Source organism: Nonomuraea turkmeniaca (genome assembly GCF_005889735.1).
Taxonomy (GTDB): Bacteria; Actinomycetota; Actinomycetes; order Streptosporangiales; family Streptosporangiaceae; genus Nonomuraea; species Nonomuraea turkmeniaca.
On record NZ_VCKY01000436.1, the window covers coordinates 1 to 3761 of the forward strand.

The window sequence follows — 3761 nt, forward strand, 5'->3', positions numbered from 1 at the left end:
GGCTTGGCGCGGGCAGCGCGGCGGCCAGCCAGCCGTACCCGTCACCGGCCAGCGCGGCATCGCTGGCGGTCGGGTCGGCAGCGGCGTAGCACACGCCCGACACCACGGCGCTGGTGCTGTCCGGGGCGACGACGAACAGCGACGCCTGGTCGCCGGGTTCGGCGGTCGTGGTGGTTCGCGGCATGGAACGCAGGTCCTTCCAGGGAGCAAGGCAAACGCCTCGGAGCGGGCGACGGCGCGAGGGGCCGCCCGCCCCGAGACGTAAGGAGCCGGGCAGGTCAGAACGGCGGCTCATCACCGGGCGCGACGCTGGCGGTGGCGGGCTGGGAGGAGGCCCACGGGTCATCGAACCCGCCGGCCGCCGCACCGGCGCCGTTGCCGTTGCGGCTGGGCTGACCGTTGCCGTTGCCGCGGGCGGCCTTGACCGGTCGGGCGGTGGCGAACCGCAGCGAGGGGCCGATCTCGTCCACGGTCATTTCCATGACGGTGCGCTTGTCTCCGTCGCTGGTCTCGAACGTGCGCTGACGCAGCTGGCCGGAGGCGATGACGCGGGTGCCGCGGGTGAGCGACTCGGCGACGTGTTCGCCGAGGTCGCGCCATGCTGAGCAGCGCATGAACAGCACCTCGCCGTCTTCCCACTGCTCCACGCTCTTGTTGTAGGTGCGGGCGCTGGAGGCGACGGTGAAGCCGGCCACGGCGGTGCCGGATTGGGTGAAGCGCAGTTCGGGGTCGGCGGTCAGGTTGCCGATGATGGTGATGGTGGTCTCGCCGGACATGGCGGACTTCCTTCCTGCGTTGACGTGTGGGAATGGCGGGGTGTAGCGGCTAGTGCCAGACGTTCCAGGTGTGATCGCACACGCGGCACTGGTAGGTCTGGACGATGGCGTCCAGGTCGCGGCGGGCGTGGTGGCCGATGAGGTCGGTGGTGGTGCTGCCGCAGCTCTCACAGACGGCGTCCACGTGCGACATCTCCTTTCCGGGGTCGGTGGTTGGCCGTACCGTCAGGCGTATGGCTGAGGAGAGCTACAGCGCCGAGGACCTGGCGGAGTGGGAACGGTCGGTGAACGTGCTGCGCGGTGGGCCGCGGGCGGACATGGCCGATGAGCGGCAGGCGTATGAGGCGACCGCGAATCTGTGCTCGGGATGGGGCGGCTGGATGGACATGCCCGAGCCGATCTCGAACATCGTGCAGCGCGCGGTCGAGGCGGGATACCTGCAAGCCCTGGCCGACGTGCGAGACGGGCGGGTGGCCGGGCTCGGCGTACTGGACCAGGGGTAGGCGGGTCGGCCGGATCAGCGGATGGCGTCGCGGTGCAGGCGGCGCAGATAGTTGAACAGGCGCCGGCCCAGACGCAGCCGCAGCCCGGTGCCGTCGCAGCGGCGGCACCAGCGTTTGACGCGCCCGTTGGGCTTGAGTGTCTTGCCGTGCCCCTTGCAGCGGGGGCAGCGGGCGAACGGGTCGGCGGCGCAGGCGGCGGCGTAGCCAAGGAGCCACAGCACGGCCAGCGCGGCGGCAAGGAGCGGGATCGGCGTTGCGACGGAGGTCGCGAGGTGGGTGGTCGCGGTCGCGGCCAGAGGGGTCATGGAAGGTCTCCAGAGCCGGGTTTCGGGCGTGGGAAGCCGAGCCCGCTACCCGCGACCTGCGGATATTCGGGCTGGTCAGGCGGTGTTTAGGCGGTCGCGGGGCGGGTCGCGCAGCCGCGACCGGTCGCGGGAGTCCCGCGACCCCGGCGAACCCTCGGGGCGGGTTCGCCGAGGCGCGGCGCCGGCCTATTCGGCACTGTTGTTCCGGCGGTTGATGGCGGCGGTGATGGCCGCCTTCTTGGCTCCCTTGAGCGCCTTGCCGTCCCGCTTGACGTCTACGCTCGGCACGCCGAGGGCGCGGAGTTGAGCGGAGATGGCGTCGGCGGTCAGGTCGGCGTAGTGCTCGGGGATGCGCTCGGCCAGCCGGGCGGCCAGCACCGTCCAGGGCAGGCCGGTCTCGCTGCCGCCCTGGAAGGCGCTCAGCGCGTCGGCCAGCACGTCGCGCACCTCACGGGCCATGGTCTGGCCGGCGGCGTAGCCGGTCAGCGTGCCGGCGCGCTCGCGCAGCGCGCGGGCGGCGGTGAGGATCTTCTCGGCGTCGGCGGCGTCGGCCAGGTAGGTGCGCACGGTCGGGGTGTCGTCCGATGCCCCGTACAGGTAGCCGACGCCCCGGTACGCCTTGCCGACCGGCAGCGCGGAGGCGTCGAACCCCTCCGAGCCGGCGTCGCCGCCGAGAATGGCCTCCGACACGTTGCGGTTGCCGCACTTGAGCGCGAAGCGCACCGCGTGGTTGTCGCGGTAGCGGTTGAACAACCGCTGCACGTCACCGGCGCCGACCCCGCCGGGCTTCTGCGAGCTCGACAGGATGATGACGCCGGCGGACGGGCCGACCGCCATGATGAAGGACAGCAGGGCAGCGATCTCCTTGTTCGCCTCCTGGTCGTCCAACTCGTAGTAGACCTGGAACTCCTCCATAACCAGCACCCACACCCGCAGGTTGGGGTACTTGCGCGACAGTTCCTCGGTCAGCTTGCCGTCCGGGCACTCGGTGACGGGCAGCGTGGAAAGGAACTGGTTGACCTGCTGAATGTGCGCCTTGATCTCGCGCAGCGCGTCCAGCAGCATCTCCACGGGGTCGCCGTCGCGGTTGGGCATGACGCCGAAGATGATGCGGTGCGCGATCAGGGCGAACTTGCGCCAGTCCGGGCTGTCCTTGCCATCGACCACGGTAAGCCTTACGTACGGGTCCATCGCCGCGTACAGGGCCAGCAGCCGGGCGGCGAACGTCTTGCCCTTACGGGGCTGCGCGCCGACCAGAATCGAGATCCACAGCAGCAGCAGTGTGACCTGCCGGCCGCGCTCGTCCAGCCCGAACGGGGCGGGCTGCCAGATGTTGCGCGGCTTGCCGTCCAGCAGCGGTGTGCGGCCGGCGGGAACCGCGAGCGGGTCGCGGTCGGCCACGAACAGCATGTGCCGCCGGTTGGAGGTGACGTCGCGGGTCAGGTAGACCTGCTGGACGGTGACGTCCAGGCCGGAGGCGATCTCGCCGCGCGCCTTGACCGCCTGCTCAAACGTCTTGCCGTAGGGCAGGTCCACCAGCACCTCACTACCGATCCCGGCGGCATCGCGCGACATCCGGGAGCCGAACTTGACCTGCTGGTTGGGCTTGTCCGGGTGCCCCAGACCGGCGGCGTAGTACGCGCGCAGCACGACGTCGCTGTTGAGCAGCCGGTAGCGGCGCGACACCATGGCGGTCGGGATGATCTGCCGTCCCGCCGGACGCCCGTAGGCGGCCAGCGGCGGGATCAGCGCGGCGGCGATGACCGCCCACCAGACGGGCGCCAGGTCGGCGCCCACCGCGACCAGCACGGCGATGCCGAGGGCGATGAGCTGGAAGAACAGGGCGATGCCGCGCCAACGGCGGGTGGCCTTGCCCTCCTTGTGCAGCTTGAGCCACATCGCCGGGTCGTTGTCGGTGGCGGCCTGCTGAAGGAGGGTGTACTGCTCATTGACCCACCACCAGCGCAGTTGCCGGCCGGCCAGCTTGGGCACGCCGACGATCGCCCACCACAGCGCCTGAAGGGCGTACCAGGGAGCGCGGACGGCGTGGAAACCGGCCACGTACGCCACCCTGCCCGCCGTCCGGCGCACGGTGGCGGGCAGGTTTCCCCACCGCAGCCCGGTCGGGATGATCGGGCGGCGCTTCTCCCCGTGCTCCGACTCCAGCAGGGCGGGCT

Annotated in this window: 6 protein-coding genes; 1 reads left to right on the forward strand and 5 read right to left on the reverse strand. The window is 71.2% G+C overall.

The annotated features are described in order from the left end of the window. From ETD86_RS53085 to ETD86_RS59515, 3 genes are all read right to left on the reverse strand, one after another. A partial coding sequence (locus ETD86_RS53085; protein WP_138674191.1) for a hypothetical protein occupies positions 1 to 184 on the reverse strand: 184 nt, incomplete at its 3' end. A 94-nt stretch (positions 185 to 278) separates the two neighbouring features. After that, positions 279 to 776 carry a single-stranded DNA-binding protein gene (locus ETD86_RS53090; RefSeq protein WP_138674192.1) on the reverse strand — a complete coding sequence of 166 codons (498 nt, stop codon included), beginning with the start codon at positions 774 to 776 and terminating at the stop codon, positions 279 to 281. Positions 777 to 825: 49 nt separating this feature from the next. After that, entirely contained in the window at positions 826 to 960 is a 135-nt protein-coding gene (locus ETD86_RS59515; RefSeq protein WP_281287116.1) for a hypothetical protein, read from the reverse strand. Between the two features lie 49 nt (positions 961 to 1009). Between ETD86_RS59515 and ETD86_RS53095 the strand changes: the two genes are divergently transcribed. Next, positions 1010 to 1279 (forward strand): hypothetical protein, encoded by a 270-nt coding sequence (locus tag ETD86_RS53095; RefSeq protein ID WP_138674193.1) that lies wholly within the window; start codon positions 1010 to 1012, stop codon positions 1277 to 1279. Positions 1280 to 1293: 14 nt separating this feature from the next. Here ETD86_RS53095 and ETD86_RS53100 read toward each other — a convergent pair whose 3' ends face one another. Continuing rightward, positions 1294 to 1584, reverse strand: coding sequence for a hypothetical protein (locus tag ETD86_RS53100; RefSeq protein WP_211370902.1), 291 nt, complete (start codon positions 1582 to 1584; stop codon positions 1294 to 1296). A 186-nt stretch (positions 1585 to 1770) separates the two neighbouring features. Next, the coding region (locus ETD86_RS56465) for a cell division protein FtsK (RefSeq protein WP_170223794.1) at positions 1771 to 3761 on the reverse strand (1991 nt) is incomplete at its 5' end.